The following is a 15912-nucleotide window of genomic DNA, read 5'->3' on the forward strand; positions in this document are numbered from 1 at the left end:
CAATGTATCAGATGCGTTTTTTGAAAACTTTCTTCCTGAGCACGAGCTTTCTACTTTTCGGAATACTCGGACTTGCGCAGGCGGCCGGTCGGCCAGTTGAGCCTGATCAATGGGTGCTCGGGGATTATCTTCTGGCTGGCGCGCTGTTTCTGATTGTGATTGCTTTTCTGACGGGCGCTTATGCGCTGCTGTTCAGCAACAGCCGGCCATTAATCAAACGGGCGTTTCTTTATCCTTTGTTTAAGGTAATAGGAATGGAGGGGGAGAAGAAGCCGCTGATTACGAAAAAATAAGCTTATCCAAAAACTCGTTGTCACGAATAATCATCAGAAACGTCGGAGAGGAATAGAACCACATCAAGAACAAGAGGACGAACCACCCCCGCAGCCACCGGATCCGGATGAGGTACCTCCCGAAGAAGGGTATCTAGGCAAAAAGTTCGACACGTGTTAACGAAAGGGCTTCGAGAGGGGCCGTCGGATTGTCTCCGACGGCCCCTCTCCTTTTTGTTTTTACAACAGAATCTCAATGTGCATTCTGAGCGTTACAAATCATTCTCCAAGACCCCAGATAGGACTCGAACCGATCTTACCTCTGTGGGATTAAATATTCTTCCAAAGGAGGGTCGAGTTCAGGACGGAAAGAATCATTCATTAACACGAATCTCCCACTTGTTGACAACTGCATTTGAACCTCTCTTTCCAACCGGTCCTCTCCAGCTTGACGACACAGTACCAGGAGAAGGCTGAGATCGCCTGTACCTTAGGGAGGCAATTCTTTGACTCCGGAGATTTTGAAGTCGCGCTCCTTCAATGGGAACGAGCAAAGGTTCTTCTGCCCTCGCTTGAAGCATACTCAGGCATCTCCCAAAACGCTTCGTTACGCCATCAGATTCTGGGCGCACGCTTAGCGAATCACCTGCTGCTTCCGGAGAGATTTCATAATCACGGACACATAGTTCTCGATCAGGTCCCGATGATCGCTCCGGATCAGGGTCTCGCTGGCCGCGGACCAGATGAGCTTGTCCGTGGCGACGTCGTAGAGGTTCGCTTCCGCAATGGCATATTCGTCCTCCGTCATGTAAGCCGGTTGGTAGATCGTGTCGTAGCCTCGGCTGTAATAACCGCCCCAGGAATTGTAGTATGCGGGGTATCCCGGGCTGTGGTGTCCCGCTGCAGGAACATAATTCAGGTCGGTGCGCCTATCGACCACCCTCGTCAAGAAAAGGACGTCGGCGCCCACTTCTTTGAGCTGCGCGGCAATCACCTCTTTTTCGGCCAGTTCTTCACCAGGCAAAATCGTATAGCCCGCCACGGCGTCAACCCCGCCCGCCTTCAACTGTTGAACGAAAGTGTCTTCAATGAGCCGCCGGTTCGCCGGCTTTTGGAGCATCCCCAGAACCAGAATCTTTCGGGGCGTATTTTCATAGTCGGGATCCTTCCAGACGGACGTCAGCTTTGTCGATGCGCACGAGGTCGCCAGGAGCGATGCCGCGAGCAGCCACGAGACCAGACCGGTACAAATGTTCCTATTCTTCTTCATCTCTTTCTCCTTTTTTGGATCTGCACCGCAGGCGCGCTCCCCGCCTGTGAGGGCGCGGTTGGCGAGCGGATAAAACAAGGGCAAACCCACTCCGATCGAAGAATTCCTCGGATGGAAGGCGTTTCCTTCTTCCCCCTCCCGAGGGGCAGAGAACGCGACCAGCATGGGTACGCCTCTCACGACGCAGATTCGTAAACGTTCATATCGTTCTACTTGTGGAAAGAGATACTCTTACAGCATCCAGGAAATGACATCCAACCTCCAGGTGTTGAAATCCGGGAGATGCGACGCCTCGTCGATATCGATCCATACCTTATTGTAATTGGCCCGTCATCCGAACGGGCGGTTGATCTCGAACAGAACGGCGACGGCGGTGTTGTAGCTCAGGTCGTTTTCCGTCTTGGTCGAAACATCGTCGCTCCGTGAGCTCCTGCTGATGACACCGTTTAATTGAAAATGATCGTTGAAGTTGTAGCCGAGGGTTCGCCCGCCCGCAATCATGGCCTGTCACGCTTCGGCCCGGATCGGCTGGAGCAATCCCTCTGTCAGAGCACTCGCCGTCCCTTCGGCTCAAAAATTTTAAATCAATTTTAAGAGAATCGTTCCCCTCGCGATGCAACGGCTCTTACAGACCAGATCAGACGGACTAAGCAAAAATGGAAGATAGTTTCACCGAGGCAAACCACTCCATAAAGAAAGCCCCGGCGAAGGAGAGGAAGATAACGGGCTGCCCCAAGCCGAATGCTTACGTCGTCGTCTGTCCGGAGGGGGCCGTTCCTGACCCAGATCGGGTAGGCCCTTCCGGCCGAGAAGACAGGGTTCGTGAAGGCATGGAGGAGGGCAGGTGACGGTTTTTCTACAGAGCTTCGGCCACGTGTTTGCAGCCCTTTTTCCCGTGGTCAATCCCCCGGGCATGGCGTTGCTTTTTCTTGCCATGACCCGACGGGCGAGTCGGGCAGAGCGGACCCTCCTCGCCGGACGGATTGCGGTATACGCATTCTTGGTCGTGAACGTGGCCTACTATGTCGGAACGGTGATTCTCCATTTTTTTGATATCTCGTTGCCGGTGCTTCGGGTGGCCGGCGGTATCGTGCTCGCCTCCTCCGGCTGGCGTCTTCTGAATGAAACCCGATCGGGCAGCGACGCCGGCCTGGACGTCGGCGGCGGTTCGGGCGATTGGGCCCGTGTGGCGTTTTATCCGCTGACGATGCCGGTCACCACCGGACCCGGGACAATTTCGGTGGCGATTGCGTTGGGCGCCATTCTGCCGAAGAAAGTTCCGGTCATGCTGGGAGCCCTGGCGGCGAGCGGTCTCGTATCGGGCGCCATCTATCTCTGCTACCGATATGCGGACCGGATCGAAAACCGGCTGGGGCAGACCGGCTCTGAAGCGCTCTCCCGCCTCTTTGCCTTCATCCTCATCTGCATCGGCATTCAGATTTTGTGGAACGGGTTCTCGGAGCTGTGGGCCTCGTTGCCCGCGAAATAAGAGTCCTCAACGGCGTGGAAGGTCGGTCACACAAGAAGGGGTCAGATCTTATCTTTTGACATTTCTATTAGACAATAGGCCTGGCACAGCCAGTAATATCGCCGGTTGATCTTGTATAGAATGCGTCTAAAAAGAGCTCCCGGTCTTCTTTACTCTGTAAGGATGGCTTTTTTGTCGTTCCCTCGGGTGGTGATGTGGTAGAGGGCTCCGTCATATTCGATACTCAAGGGTCTGGCCATGAGGCTTATTTAATGCTCCTCCAGTGAAAAATGCCAAGATCAAAGACCTGACCCTTCTTCTACAAAGTTTTCTAGACGTTTTTAAATGACCATGGACAGAAGTAGGAATGAATCAAGAACAAGAGGACGGGCCACCCCCGCAGCCACCCGATGACGTACCTCCTGATGAAGGATATCTATTTTCACCTGCCCTCAGCTTGGGAGGTTGCATGGGGGGTGGATTAAAAAAGCCGGCGAAAAAAACGGGACCGAGAATTGGAACAAAGATAATAATTGTCCAGAATAATTTTTCTGACACATTTCTAGCTGCGCGCCATAGATAAAAACTGCATCCAAGTGAGACCAGTAAGCTTACTAATACGACAATATTCTAAATATTTAATAAAGGGGGTAAATCGAAAGGCTCGATTTAAAGTTCGCGCTTGCATACCCGGTCAGTAGGGCTCGGCACGGCGGGTGTGTTGCTGGAAATTACTCGAAGATGTGGCTGAGAGAAATTTGAAGTTCGGGAAGGAGGGAGGTGGAGAGGACATCATTCGTCTCTCGGGAGAGCTCGGCGGTGCGTAGACAACCTTGATCGGTCATCCGATAAACCTTCACCGTCTCCAGCTCCGGGTCAACGACCCGATATTCTGAGACGCTATATTGCTCATAAAGCTTCCGCTTAATCACCTCGTCGATCTTCCGAGTCGATTCAGCGACAATTTCAATCACAAGGTCGGGCGGGCCCTGGACATTTCTGGCTACTCCGCCGATGCCCCAATATCCTTCCGATATTGCATCCCCCGAAAGGAAATGCAATCGACCGCCTGATAGGCGCGGCGGCGCGCCTCCGGAACCGTCTTGCCGAGCGCGGTCACACCCAACACCCGCCCTCCTTGGGTGATCCACTCCTCCCCGCGCCGCGCGGTTCCGGCGTGGAAGACGACGACATCGGCGACGATATCGGATAGATCGATTCGGTCAAGGCCGGAGATCACTTCCCCTTTTTGGTAGGGGCCGGGATAGCCTTCGGAGGCGAGGACGATACAGACCGCTGCCTCTTCTCGCCATTCCAGCTTCATCTGGTCGAGGCGATGATCGAGCGCCGCCTCCATCACATCGACCCAATCGGTTTTCAAACGAGGGAGAACCGCTTGCGTTTCCGGGTCGCCCCAACGGGCATTGAATTCTAAAACATGAGGACCGAGCGACGTAAGCATCAGCCCGGCATAGAGAACCCCGCGATAGGGCGTTCCCTCCGCCGCCAAGCCGCGCAGCGTCGGATAAATGATCCGCTCCATCACTTGCGCTTCAATCTCGGGAGTGATTCTCGGCGTCGGCGAGATCGCCCCCATCCCGCCGGTGTTCGGTCCCTGGTCGCCATCATAGATTCGCTTGTGATCTTGCGCGGAGGCGAGCGGCAGGGCGCGGATGCCGTCGGTGATCACGAAGAAGGTCGCCTCGATCCCTTTGAGATACCGCTCCAGAATAATTCGATTGGCCGCCTCTCCCATCGACCGGAAGCCGTCGAGCCCTTCTTTCGCCTCTTTCAAGTCGCGGGCGATCACCACCCCCTTACCGGCGGCCAGCCCCTCGACCTTTAAAACAACCGGCATCGGAATCGAAGTGATCCGAGCGTAGGCTTCATCCAGAGTGACCACCTCCGCCGCGGCGGTTGGGATCTGATATTTTTGCATTAATTTTTTGGAGAAGACCTTGCTTGTCTCGATTTCGGCGGCGGCGCGGTGCGGCCCGAAGATCCGAAGCCCGTGCGCCTCGAACCGATCGACGATGCCATGCGACAGCGGCAGCTCCGGCCCGACGACGGTGAGATCGATCGGTTTCTCCTTGGCAAAAGCGAGGAGCTTTTCGACCTCGTCGACGGCGACCGGGACGATCTCGGCCTGCGCCGCGATCCCCGGATTTCCCGGCGCGCAATAGAGCTTGCGAACGCGCGGGCTCTGTGCGATCTTCCAAACGAGCGCATGCTCCCGCCCTCCGCCTCCGATCACAAGAACATTCATTTTGCGTTCGTCCTAAAATGGATGAGAGCGATTAATGTCGGAAGTGTCTGAAGCCGGTCAAGACCATCGCTATGTCGTGCTCGTCGGCCGCCTGGACGATCTCCTGATCCCGGATCGACCCCCCCGGCTGAATCACCGCGGTAATCCCGGCCTGGGCTGCGGCATCGACCCCGTCGCGGAAGGGGAAGAAGGCATCGGAGGCCATCACGCAGCCGGCGGTCGGCATCTGCGCCTTCATCGTCGCGAGCTTTACCGAGTCGACCCGGCTCATCTGACCGGCGCCGATGCCGACCGTCTGTCCCGGTTTTGCGAAGATGATCGCGTTGGACTTCACATGTTTGCAGACCCGCCAGGCGAAGAGCATCGCCGAGAGCTCTTCCGGGGTCGGCGGTCGGCGGCTGACGACCTTCAACGCCTTCGGATCGTCGATCATCGCGCTGTCGATCTCTTGGACCAGCAATCCCCCGCCGATCCGGCGGAAATCGAGCCGGCCGGCGTTCGAAGATGCAATCGAGCCACTTCCCGCCTCCAAGACACGCAGGTCTTTCTTCTTTTGTAGAATCGGGAGCGCCTCAGGTGCGATCGTCGGGGCGATGATCACTTCCATAAAGGTGGAGGTGATCTCCTGCGCCGTCTCGGCATCGAGCGGCCGATTGAAGGCGGCCACCCCGCCGAAGGCCGAGACCGGGTCGGTCGCCTTCGCCTTCTTGTATGCTTCGACGAGCGATGCGCCGGTCGCAACACCGCAAGGATTATTATGCTTGATGATGACGGCGGCCGGCTCTTTGAACTCTTTGACCAGCTCGAAGGCGGAGTGGGTGTCGAGGAAGTTGTTGTATGACATCTCCTTCCCCCAGATCTGTTTCGCGGCGGCAACACCCCCTTCGGTCCGTTGGAGCTCTCGGTAAAAGGCCGCCTGCTGATGCGGGTTCTCGCCGTAACGGAGCGATTGAACCTTTTCGAATTGGAGGACGAGGTGGTCCGGGAAGGCCTCCCCCTTCTTCACCCTTCCTTCCAGATAGGAGAAGATCGTTCGGTCGTAATCGGAGGTGGTGAAGAAGACCTTCTTGGCGAGATCGTACCGCTTCTCTTCCGAGAGGGCACCGCCGGAGCGCTTCATTTCATTGAGGACCGCGGCATAGTCCTTGGGGTCGATGATTACGGCGACATCGTGGTAGTTCTTGGCGGCGGAGCGGAGCATCGTCGGCCCGCCGATGTCGATGTTCTCGATCGCCTCTTCCAGCGTGACGTTCGGCTTGGAGATCGTCGCCTTGAAGGGGTAGAGGTTCACCGCGACGAGATCGATCGGCTCAATCCCCTGCGCCTTCATTTGAGCTTGGTGTTGGGGATCGTCGCGCCGCCCCAAAATCCCGCCGTGGATCTTCGGGTGAAGCGTCTTCACCCGGCCGTCGAGCATCTCCGGAAATCCGGTATGCTCCGAGACCTCCTTCACGGCGACGCCTTTTTCCTTGAGAAGCTTGAACGTTCCCCCGGTCGAGAGAAGTTCCACCCCCATCGCCTGCAGCCCTTGGGCAAACTCGACGATTCCTTCTTTATCGTAGACACTCAGGATTGCTCTTTTTATTTTTCCCATCACCCAGACCTCGTTAGATCAATAAATTTTTATCTTTTCCGGTCGATGCTCCCCCCGGTTTGCGGCTGGAAGGAGCCACTCCCCCGAACAGCTTGCGAAGGAGGGCGCGCCCCTTCTGCTTTAAAAAAATCGCCTCTTTCTGAAGGAAGACCCCTTTCTCCAAGGCCTGCTGTTCTTCTTCGGTCAGCAGGTGCGGCGCGCGGTTGTGTTTTAATTTGGCAATTCCCAGCAGGTCATCCTGATGAAAAAGACGATAGATTCCGTTTTTCAAAAAATTGAACCGACCCCCTCGTCCAAAGGCGGTCGCAAAGTCAATTAGATAGGGCTCGCCGTCATCCCCTAAGACGACATTCTTGATGTTCCTCAAATCGCAGAGAACGATCCCCCGATCATGAACCGAATCGATCAAGGCGCGCAGCTTTTCAAAAAACCGAGGGGTCAGCTCTCCCGGCTGAAGCTCGGAGGCATTCCTTCCTGGAATATATCCAACGGCGATGGCGTAGCGGTCGATCGCACCGATATACGGCGGAATGCCCTTCAATCCGCCGAGCTTCTGATAGATTAGTCGCTCTCTGCGGTTGGAGAGGGCCCCGACGAACATCCGAAAGAAGAACGGCTTTGCGGCATAATCCTTCACGATCAGCCGCTTTCCATCTTTCATCAAGAGAAAAACATCGGGCTTCCAGGGATACCCCTGGCGAAGGGTCTCCTTCACATGCTGATGGAATGTGGCCCGCTGCAATTCGATGAGAAATCCCCTTTAAACAAAGAATCGAATCGATAAGATGATGATCCCCACCGCCGTCACCAGGGCGGTTTGATGCTCGCTGTTGGAGACCACCCGGGACCACTCCCAGGGATGCCGGCCCCGCTTCTCATAAGGGGTCCATCGAGGGATATAATCGGGGACGCTCCGATCGTATTCATCCCAGCTCGATCCGAAGATCTTCCGGAGCCGGTCCGACTCCGCCTTCTTTTTGAAGGGCGCATAATAAGAGAAAAACCCGATAAGACCGACCCCCAGGATAATCCACTGGCTGGCAAGCAAACAGAAACCGACCATAATCAAAAAGGTGCCGAGGTAGAGCGGATTTTTCACGTAGGCGTATGGACCGGTCGTGGTCACCTCCCGGTTCTTGCTGAGATGCCCCGCCGCCCAAAGACGGAGCGCCTCTCCCGCAAGAATCAGCGGCAATCCGAAGACAAAAAAGCTCAGCTTCGGCCTGGCCAGATAAACCAGGGCGGCCAGGAGAAGATAGACCGGAATCGTCTTCAGGGTGATTTTTCGAGCCAGGTTCTTCAAGCTAACTTCTCCCGGAATTGAGATGGAGGGAGTATATCAAATCAATCCAAAAATTCAAGCAAAGTATGACCAATCCAGACCTCTATAATCAACTAGAATCTGGCTCAATTTAAGGAAAGGTCCACCCGTCTTAAGGTAAAGGAAGGAAATGAGGCAAGCGCTTTATTCGGTAAAAAAAAGGGGGAAGATCTTTCGATCTTCCCCCTTCCCATTCGCAATCTGTGATTAACGAATTGAAAATACCTCTTCTACTGGACCGTACCCGATATCGTTTTGGTCGCTACAATAGGACCATAGCCGGTTACATTCCAGGTGACGGTAATCGTCAAAACGGCGGCCTTCGCACCTGGGGCAGGGACTGTCGCAGGATCGGTCGCGCTAGAGAGGATAAAGTCAAAACAGGTTGGACCCAGGATGATATCGGCCAACGTGAATGAACTTGAGCCGGAAAGCGTTCCCACACCATTGGTGGTCACTGCAATGGTGCTTCCCGCCATTAGCGAATTGCCGTTGCCATCGGCGACGCAGGCGGTAAACGTACGGCTGTTCCCAGATGTTATTACAAAAGCATTCCCATTATTCAGAATCTGAGTCGGCGCGCCTGAGAAGGTCATCGGAACCGTTCTCCAAATCATGATATCGCCATCCCAGGTCCCATTTGGCCCGTCATAGACTCCATTACTATTAGCATCTACAAAAAACTCTCCCGCATCATACTGGCCATTATTGTTCGCATCAATATAGGGTTCTCCCAGATCACAAGAGGCCGGAAAGGCATCCACAACAGGGCCGTCATAGACTCCATTCCCGTTGCTATCGGTAAAACACTCCTCTCCTCTCGTCGCGGCAATCACTGTTGAGATACCGTCCAGCGGATTACCTGTTCCTCCTAAGCCGGTAAAAGTGGCCATCGCCGGCGCCGCCGTTGAGACGGGGTGGACCGGAAGAGGATCTTGCGTTCGGAAGGTCACCGTTGTCGCTCCTGTTGCATCTGTGACATTGTTCCGGTCTACGGCTCCCCCTTCTGCATAAAAAGAAACGGACGTTCCCTGGAGGACGTTAAAGTTTCCGAATCGATCGGCAAGAAAGGCGGAGATCGTCGACTGCAGATTCACATAGTTCAACCCAGCAAGGTTATGCTGATTCGTTACCAGTGAGAAGTGAGAATAAGAGGGAAGCCCGCCGCCGATCGATACACCCGTGGAGGAGGATGAAATCGTCACCCCCCTCACGACGGTGCTCCCGGCAATCCGAACAGGTCCGGCCACTGTGCCGCTCTGAAGCGTTGTCTTGGCGAGACCCCCACTTGTAGATGCGATGAGGGGATTCAAAGCCTCTCCCCCCTGCGGACCGGAAAGAGTAAAGATGACGCTGGTTCCATCTGCCACCGGCTGTCCATTCACATCATTCACTGAAAAAGTCACTACCGAATTTTCTGCCTGTCCGGAACCTTTCAGACCGATTACATTCGGTGTTGCCGAGACGAACTGGATGCTGCCGACATCGGCGCCCAAGATGGTGATCGAAGCCGAAGCGGAGACGGTGCCCGCCTTAACCGTGATGCCCTCCGTCCCTGCGATGTTTCCCGCGGTAAAGGTGGCATTTGCAATCCCGGACACCGTGGTGGCCGTCGGCGTAATAGAGCCCAGTGTGGCGCTGCTCACCGTAAAGGTCACCGTCGTTCCATCCGCCACGACCGCTCCTGCTGCATCTTTCACTGTAACGGAGACGGTGGCGGTACCCAATGCACTTAATCCGCTTGACGGAGTAATGGAAGCGACAACCGTTGCGGGAACGCTTCCGCTGACGGTGCCGCCCGTAAGACTCGCCGCGCTGAAGGTCGTATTTCCGGTTGGTTTAAAATCGGTGACGGAAGAATCAGAGGAGCAGCCGCCGATCGTGAAGTAACCGAGAAGAAGAAACCCTGGGACAAGATAAAATAATTTTCGCATGGAGCCCCTCTTTGTTATGAACATTTCGTGACGGTGAATGTTCCCGTCCAGAGCTTGCTTCCGCCGCCGGCGCTCGCGCTCACTGTTCCGGTGATCACCAGATCCTCCGTCGCAGAACAAGCCGGAAGGGCAATGAGGAAAGAGGCGCGCGCCAGACCGCGCGCATCGGTCTTGGTTTTGAAGTAGGACGGCGTATTGGCGTCCAATGGGTTTCCGTCGAGATCGGTTAAGATACCCCCGCCGCCCGCGAACATTTCCACCTCTACCCCCGGCAGCGCCATCGTGGCATCTTTATCGTGCACCTGAAAGTCGAGCGCTTGAACGATCTGTGTGCCGCCCCCGGGAGGATTGACCTTAAAATCGGCGTCATCCGGTCCGGTCACCGTGGCATCGAATGGAGCGCGCGGGGTGTCGCCACATCCCGAAAAAAACAAGACCCCATAAAGTAAAATGGCCAAAGCCGCTTGTCTTCTCATTTGGATTCCCCTCATCGTAGACTCCACCTCTCAGAATATTCTTTCACTCGACTTCTCGGTCCCTCATGGATCCAGAGGGAAACTCCGAAACATTTATGCGCTCAAAAATGCTTTCAATACTTTTCGGTCGACCGGCGCGATTCGAACGGAGCCGATCTTCTCGGGCAAGATGAAAAAGATTTCTCCGCCGGCCACTTTTTTGTCATTTTCCATGACCTCCAGTATACTGCTGGGGTCTAATTTCGGCAACTCCGTCGGGAGGTTGAATGCCCTGAGCAGCGCGATCTGTCTCTGGACAACCGGCAGCGTCGTCATGCCGAGCAGATAAGAGAGCTTGGCCGCCGACGCCATCCCGATCGCCACCGCCTCGCCATGCTTGTATCTTCGATAACCGGTCAGCGTCTCGACGGCATGGCCCAGCGTGTGTCCGTAATTTAGAATTTTTCTCAGCCCCGATTCCCGCTCATCCGCCGCCACCACGCGGGCTTTGGCTGCAGCCGACTTTTTAATACAAAAGTAGAGCTTCTCCGGATTCATTTTCAGGATCGCCGCGGCGTTCGATTCCAGGTATCGGAAGAAACCGGCGTCCTGAATCACCCCGTACTTCACGACCTCCGCCAGGCCGGCGATAAACTCCCTTTTCGGGAGGGAGGCGAGGGTTGAGGGGTCGACGCAAACGAGCTTCGGCTGATGAAACGCGCCGATTAAATTCTTCCCCCGCGGATGATCGACGCCGGTTTTTCCGCCGATGCTCGCATCGACCTGCGCCACCACGGTGGTCGGCACCTGGACATAACGGATGCCGCGCAGGAAGGTCGCCGCCGCGAACCCGGTCATGTCTCCGATGACCCCGCCGCCCAGGGCGATCAGAGTAGAGCTTCGCTCGAATCGGTGGTGAACCAGCTGGTCATAGATCCGCTCAACCTCGTCGGTCGTTTTATACCGTTCTCCGTCCCGGACGCGGATCGTCGTCGGCGAAAAGCGGGCCGCCTGGAGGCTCTTTCGAACGCCTGCGCCATAGAGTCGATCGACCACCGGGTTGGTGACGATTGCCACCTTTCCTCCCAGAGACAGCTCTTGAAGGTATCTTCCCAGCCGGTTTCGGACCCCGTTTCCGATCACGATGTCGTAGCTGTTGGCACCTAAATTAAGATGAACTTTTTCGACTTTCACTCTCTAAAACCTTTCTCTTGATCTGTTTAACCACATCCGCCAAACTCATTTCCGAGGTATCTAAGGCGAAGTCGGCCCGCTGATAGAAGGGCTCTCGTTCGGCCAGCAGCCGTTTGATCTCCGACAAGGGATCGGGCGACTTTAACAGCGGCCGCTGTCCGACCCGCTTTTGTACCCGCTTAAAGATCACCTCGGGGGTCGATCGGAGAAGGACCAACATGCCATTCCGGCCCAACACCTCCAGGTTCGCCGGGTTCAGAACGATCCCTCCCCCGGTTGAAATCACACATTTTGTTCGATCGGCCAGGGTGAGGACCACTTCCGATTCCAGACGCCGGAACGCCGGCTCCCCCTGCTCGGAGAAGATCTCCGCTATTTTTTTCTGCGTCTTCTCCTCAATGACTTGATCGGTATCGACAAACTGATAATGGAACTCCCCAGCAAGCCGTCTCCCGACGGCGCTCTTCCCTGTTCCCATAAAACCGAGCAATACGATATTTTTCATCCGACGACCAGCAACGAATCGATGTTATTTCATGATTCGGGGGGTCAAGAAGACGAGGAGTTCGGAGACATCCTCCCGTTTGGTCGTTGTTTTAAAGAGCCAGCCCAAGACCGGGATATCCATCAGGTAGGGAATCCCGCTGATCGAATCCGATTTGGTGGTCTCGTAAATGCCGCCGATGACCGTCGTCTCACCATCCCGGACGAGGACGTTCGTGGTGGCTTCTTTCCTCAAAATGCTCGGACCCGATGCGCCGGGCCGGGTCTCGGCCGGGGCATTCTTCGTCACCTTCACCTTCATGATGATCCCTCCGTCGGGAGAGATATGCGGGGTAACGAGAAGGGTCAGGTTCGCATCGACGAAGGTCGTCTGCGTTCCCTGCTGAGAGGTGGTCGCAAACGGGATCGATTCACCCTGCTCGATTTTCGCTTCCTGATTATTCAGGACGGAGACCTTCGGTGTGGAGATCACCCGGGTCAATCCTTGCGACTCGCCCGCCGAAAGACGGAGGTCGAGGTTGAAAGGGTTGTCGGTAAACCGACCGAAGGTAAATCCAAGACCGCCGAAGTTCGGAGCGGAAGGCAAATTGACCGCAAAAGAGGGGTCGGGTGTGCCGAAGACCGCATTCGGCGTTCCGCCGCCGCCGCTCAATCCGATCACATTAGGACTTCTCACATCACGCAGGGTCGCTCCCCACTGAATTCCCAAGCTTCTATTAAAGGTCGGTGCAACCTGGACGATGCGCGCCTCGATCACCACCTGAGGGGTCTCTTTATCGATCTTCTTCACCAGACGCCCGATCTCATCGATATTTTTCTCGATGTCCTTCACGATGAGGGCGTTGGTTCGATCATCGATCGTCAGATCTCCCCGGGTCGAGAGGACTTTCTTCATCGATTCCACCAGGTCTCTTGCCTTGCCGTAATTGACATAGATGATGCGCGTCTGGAGATCCTCCGCCCGGACCTTCGTCTCCTTCGCCTTGGCTTCCTCATCCTGTTGGCGGGCGATGTTCGTCAGCGTGGCGATCCGGATGATATTCCCCTCCCGAATCTGGCCCAGATTGTTCATCTTCAAAATCATATCAAGGGCCTGGTCCCAAGGAACGTTGATCAATTTCAGCGTCACCTTCCCTTTGATATCCTCTCCGAGAACGACATTTAGGTTGCTCACATCGGAAATCAGGCGAATGACATTGGCAATGTCGGCATCCTGGAAGTCGAGCGAGACCCGTCTCCCGACATACTTGGGCGAAGTGACTGCATCTACTTTCCCCTTCTTCTCAGACTCATCGGATGATTTTCCCTGCTCTTCCGGCGCCTCGGCGCTCTCAGGGGCAGTCTCAGCTGTCTCGGCAACCGGCGGCGCCGGCACCTCGGTTTTGGGTGCTTCTTCTTTGGACGCCGGCTTGGAAGGCGCCGGAGCGGGCGTTTCCGCTTTCAGCTCCGCCTTCGATCCGGGAGAGGCCACCGGCTCGGCTTTGGCATCGGCGCTCGCCAGCGTCACCGGCGGCGGCTCCACCTTCGGGAGGGTCATCCCCGCGAGCGGCGCAGGGGAAGGAGGAGAGACGACTGCCGCTGCCACCTCGGAAGAAGGAGCGGTCTCCTGCTTCTCCTTTTTAGGCTTGGAGGAAGCCGCTTTAATGTGAACATAGAATTGATTCCCCTCCTGGTGAAGGGTATAGATCACCGGTGCGGCAAGATCGAGGACGAGCCGGACCTTGTCGGAATGAAGCCCGATCCGGGCCTGTTTTACGATCTGATCTTTCACCGGAACCGCTTTCATCTTGGAGGCGAGCTTGACGTTGGGAAGGTCGATGACAAGCCGCTTCGGATCGAGGAGAAAAACATTGGGAGAAAGCTGTCCGTCCGAGGCGATCACGAGCTGAAGATCTTCTTTCCGATCGAACCGGATGCTTTTTACGACCTTCGCAGGCTGGAGATTTTGCTCTTCCCGGATCGGCGCCTGGATCACCGCCTTGTTTTCTTCGGGTGTTGCATTTTCTGCAGGCTTCGCCGCGGCGGTGTCTGCCGTTTTCAGACCGGCGCGGGAAACGTCGATAATCAGATTGGTCCCTTCGGTCCGGACATTGGTTTCCGCGGAGGGGTCGACCTCGATTTCAAGACGCCCGACCTGGTTCTCCTCGCCGGCCACGGGAAGGATGGAATGGACCGGGCCTTCAGCGACCGGAATCTTCTCTTTGAATTTTCCGAGACTGACGCCGGCCAGGTCGACGATGAGGCGATTTGGATCGGTCAGATGGAAGGTGGTGTAAATCATCGCCTGTTGACCGGCCACCACCACCTCGGTTTTCTCGGCGCCGTTCACCACCCGGATATCGACAATCTCCGTCGGAGCGGCCGATTCGGTCTTCACCTGAGAGGTCTTGGGAGAGCAAGACTGTAGGAGTATCAGCGATAAAAATAAAAAGACCCATCTATTTCTCTGCCCGATCATTCTAGACCCTCCTTTTGGGGATGCAATTCCATGACGACACTTCTCACCTTGGTCTCCCCAAAAATATCCTGAAATTTTTCCTCGACCACCATCTCTTTATTCGTAATCTGGCTGACGAGACCGTTGTTGGTTCCAATCCGCGTTCCTTTTCGAACCGGGTAGCCTTTTCCGTCCGGCGTCTGAACGATCGCGCCGTGCCCGAAATTTCCCCAAACGATGCCGATTAACCTCATCTCGGAGAGCTCCTTTCTCTGTAAAGGAGGAAGACTCTCGGAGATCGTCCGCTTCCCAGAGGCGACAATAATCGACTTGAATGGATCTCTTCTCCCCTCCGGATTATATTGGAAGAGGGCGGCCGGATCCTCTTTCTTAACCAATCCCGTCGAGGGAGCAGCCTCTTCGATCTTCGGCTTCGGCACCACCGCCGAGATGGGAGACGGGGTTGCCTTCGGCACCGCCGGCGGAGCGGCTTCTCCGCACCCGAAGGAGAGAAGCCCCAGGGAAAGTAGGGCGCCGTTTAGAAAAATGCGTCCGTTTCTCATGGCGTTTTTCCTTTTTCTGAAACCGGAGGCGGCGGCGCGGCGGCCCCTCCCTCCACCACGGCAAAGGCCGTTGCGCTGAAGCTGGTTTGGATCGAGACCCGATGCTGATCCGGTTTTGAACTTCCCATCCGAATATTCGAAACATTCACAATCCGGGGAAGCTTGCTGATTTTATCAAAGAAAACCCCCAGCGCATGGTATCCCCCCGCCACCTCGACATCGACCGGAATCTCGACATAAAGTCCGGAGGCGTTCGGCTTCCGTTGCGCCGGTCTCCAGAGCTTAAAATCGAGACCGGTTCTCGCTCCCAACTCGGAGACCTGCTTTAAGAGAATCTCCACCTCCGCTTCCGGGGGGAGCTGCTCCTTTAATTGGGTCAATTGGTGTTTCAGCTCCCGATTCTCGCTGACCAGCTCATCCAACCGTTTCACTTTGGTTCGATGAACATTGATCTCATTGTTCAATTCCGCGATGTCTGAATTAAATGCCGCAATCTCCGCGCTCTTCGGAATGAAGACAAACCAGACAAACGCGCCGGAGGCGATCACGATAATCAGAACCAGCGAAACAAACTTCTGGGTGTTCGTTAAATTCTTTAATCGTTCCAGATTTAATGCCATAGTCGCGAGCCGCT

17 protein-coding genes are annotated in these 15912 nt (G+C 55.5%); 2 read left to right on the forward strand and 15 right to left on the reverse strand.

The genetic code is table 11. The features are described 5' to 3' along the window. Positions 1-2: 2 nt before the first annotated feature. Positions 3-293: a hypothetical protein gene (locus HY282_03705; protein MBI3802847.1), complete on the forward strand. Its 291-nt coding sequence runs from the start codon at positions 3-5 to the stop codon at positions 291-293. A 613-nt stretch (positions 294-906) separates the two neighbouring features. On the opposite strand, the gene HY282_03710 is transcribed toward HY282_03705, so the two are convergent. Both HY282_03710 and HY282_03715 read right to left on the reverse strand, forming a co-directional pair. Then, positions 907-1542: a hypothetical protein gene (locus tag HY282_03710; protein ID MBI3802848.1), complete on the reverse strand. Its 636-nt coding sequence runs from the start codon at positions 1540-1542 to the stop codon at positions 907-909. 330 nt (positions 1543-1872) lie between these two features. Further along, positions 1873-2043: a hypothetical protein gene (locus HY282_03715; GenBank protein ID MBI3802849.1), complete on the reverse strand. Its 171-nt coding sequence runs from the start codon at positions 2041-2043 to the stop codon at positions 1873-1875. A gap of 343 nt (positions 2044-2386) precedes the next feature. Between HY282_03715 and HY282_03720 the strand changes: the two genes are divergently transcribed. After that, complete coding sequence (locus tag HY282_03720) at positions 2387-3031, forward strand: NAAT family transporter (protein MBI3802850.1); 645 nt, start codon at positions 2387-2389, stop codon at positions 3029-3031. Positions 3032-3382: 351 nt separating this feature from the next. On the opposite strand, the gene HY282_03725 is transcribed toward HY282_03720, so the two are convergent. The 13 genes from HY282_03725 to pilO all read right to left on the reverse strand — a co-directional run bounded on the left by HY282_03725 (position 3383) and on the right by pilO (position 15898). Further along, positions 3383-3637, reverse strand: a complete 255-nt coding sequence (locus HY282_03725) for a PLDc N-terminal domain-containing protein (GenBank protein MBI3802851.1) — start codon at positions 3635-3637, stop codon at positions 3383-3385. A gap of 104 nt (positions 3638-3741) precedes the next feature. Then, positions 3742-3984 carry a Uma2 family endonuclease gene (locus tag HY282_03730; GenBank protein ID MBI3802852.1) on the reverse strand — a complete coding sequence of 81 codons (243 nt, stop codon included), beginning with the start codon at positions 3982-3984 and terminating at the stop codon, positions 3742-3744. Between the two features lie 29 nt (positions 3985-4013). Continuing rightward, complete coding sequence (gene purD / locus HY282_03735; GenBank protein ID MBI3802853.1) at positions 4014-5276, reverse strand: phosphoribosylamine--glycine ligase; 1263 nt, start codon at positions 5274-5276, stop codon at positions 4014-4016. A 31-nt stretch (positions 5277-5307) separates the two neighbouring features. Further along, positions 5308-6870, reverse strand: a complete 1563-nt coding sequence (purH, locus tag HY282_03740; GenBank protein MBI3802854.1) for a bifunctional phosphoribosylaminoimidazolecarboxamide formyltransferase/IMP cyclohydrolase — start codon at positions 6868-6870, stop codon at positions 5308-5310. A gap of 13 nt (positions 6871-6883) precedes the next feature. Then, entirely contained in the window at positions 6884-7612 is a 729-nt protein-coding gene (locus HY282_03745; protein MBI3802855.1) for a hypothetical protein, read from the reverse strand. 18 nt (positions 7613-7630) lie between these two features. Further along, positions 7631-8173: an isoprenylcysteine carboxylmethyltransferase family protein gene (locus HY282_03750; GenBank protein MBI3802856.1), complete on the reverse strand. Its 543-nt coding sequence runs from the start codon at positions 8171-8173 to the stop codon at positions 7631-7633. A gap of 248 nt (positions 8174-8421) precedes the next feature. Further along, positions 8422-10125, reverse strand: coding sequence for a hypothetical protein (locus HY282_03755; protein MBI3802857.1), 1704 nt, complete (start codon positions 10123-10125; stop codon positions 8422-8424). 14 nt (positions 10126-10139) lie between these two features. Beyond that, positions 10140-10601, reverse strand: coding sequence for a hypothetical protein (locus HY282_03760; GenBank protein MBI3802858.1), 462 nt, complete (start codon positions 10599-10601; stop codon positions 10140-10142). Between the two features lie 93 nt (positions 10602-10694). Then, positions 10695-11774, reverse strand: a complete 1080-nt coding sequence (locus HY282_03765; GenBank protein MBI3802859.1) for a 3-dehydroquinate synthase — start codon at positions 11772-11774, stop codon at positions 10695-10697. After that, a complete protein-coding gene (locus HY282_03770) occupies positions 11749-12279 on the reverse strand; it encodes a shikimate kinase (protein MBI3802860.1) in 531 nt (176 codons plus the stop codon). Before HY282_03770 ends, HY282_03765 begins: the two co-directional genes overlap by 26 nt. Before the next feature lie 24 nt (positions 12280-12303). Then, on the reverse strand, positions 12304-14655 hold the full coding sequence (gene pilQ / locus HY282_03775) for a type IV pilus secretin PilQ (GenBank protein ID MBI3802861.1): 2352 nt from the start codon (positions 14653-14655) through the stop codon (positions 12304-12306). A 77-nt stretch (positions 14656-14732) separates the two neighbouring features. Next, entirely contained in the window at positions 14733-15278 is a 546-nt protein-coding gene (locus HY282_03780) for a pilus assembly protein PilP (protein ID MBI3802862.1), read from the reverse strand. Beyond that, positions 15275-15898 (reverse strand): type 4a pilus biogenesis protein PilO, encoded by a 624-nt coding sequence (pilO, locus tag HY282_03785; GenBank protein ID MBI3802863.1) that lies wholly within the window; start codon positions 15896-15898, stop codon positions 15275-15277. The genes HY282_03780 and pilO overlap by 4 nt, the downstream gene beginning before the upstream one ends. Between the last annotated feature and the right edge of the window lie 14 nt (positions 15899-15912).

The organism is Candidatus Manganitrophaceae bacterium (assembly GCA_016200325.1).
Classification (GTDB): domain Bacteria; phylum Nitrospirota; class Nitrospiria; order SBBL01; family Manganitrophaceae; genus Manganitrophus.